The organism is Acinetobacter sp. SWAC5 (genome assembly GCF_003419885.1).
Taxonomy (GTDB): Bacteria; Pseudomonadota; Gammaproteobacteria; order Pseudomonadales; family Moraxellaceae; genus Acinetobacter; species Acinetobacter cumulans.
This window is the reverse complement of the sequence record NZ_QUWR01000068.1, coordinates 1-992: the sequence shown is the minus strand read 5'-3', so window position 1 is coordinate 992 and position 992 is coordinate 1. Positions and strand designations below refer to the sequence as shown.

At 36.5% G+C, this 992-nt stretch carries 1 protein-coding gene; it reads right to left on the bottom strand.

Annotated elements, in window-relative coordinates; translation table 11 throughout:
* Window positions 1–880: IS30-like element ISAba125 family transposase (locus DYI81_RS17835; protein WP_240627457.1), on the bottom strand; the 880-nt coding region annotated here is incomplete at its 3' end.
* Window positions 881–992 lie beyond the last annotated feature (112 nt).

The following is a 992-nucleotide window of genomic DNA, read 5'->3' as shown; positions in this document are numbered from 1 at the left end:
TTCTAGGACGAGTATTCAGTGACATGGCAACTTGATTTAAATAATGCTGATCTGCCTGATTTAAATCAATCCCTTTAGGTAAATATTGCCTAATTAAACCATTCATATTTTCGCATGTGCCTTTTTGCCAGGGTGAATGTGGGTCACAGAAATATACATCTATGCCTAAATCTTCTTCGAGTATTTTATGTTCTGACATCTCACGTCCACGGTCATAGGTCAACGTTTTACGCAGTTCTGCAGGTAAATATTTCAGAGCTTCAGTTAAAGCCTTGCGCACTGATTCTGCCTTTGCATCAGGTAATGTTGCCAAGATACAGAGCCGTGTATTTCGTTCAATAAGTGTTGCTATCGAACTTTTATTGTCTTTACCTTTAATTAAATCAGCTTCCCAATGACCCGGTATTTTTCTTTCTTGAACTTCGGCTGGGCGCTCATGAATAGTTTTAATATCCTGTAATATAGAATCTTTTTTAGGTTCACCGTTAGCTTTTCGCTTTTTATTTTCATGACGTAGACAGGATAATAAGTCTTTTTTCAACTCACCCTTGGGTAATGCTCGTATCGTTGAATAAATCGTTGTATGGCTTACATTCATTGTTTGATCCAAATCAGGAAATGTCTTTAAACGCTTTGCTATTTGCTGAGGAGACCATAAACAACGGATCGCTTCAACAATAAATTTCCAGAGGATTGAATCGATTTTGAGTTTTCTGTGACCACGTCTACGTCTAGCAAAAGTGTTATCAGAAGCATATTGAGCTTGATAAACGTCATTGATGCTATTTCTTTTAAGCTCACGATAGATCGTACTAGGATGTCTTTTAATAAGTTCAGCAAATTTTCTGGCTGAAAAGCCTTCTTTTCTTGACTCAAGCATTAATGCAGTACGATCTTCAAAGTTAAGATGATGGTATGACAATTTTATATACTCCATAAACCCTTTAAATTAATTAGGTGGTTTATGTCGCACTTCAAGTTTTACTCTGCCA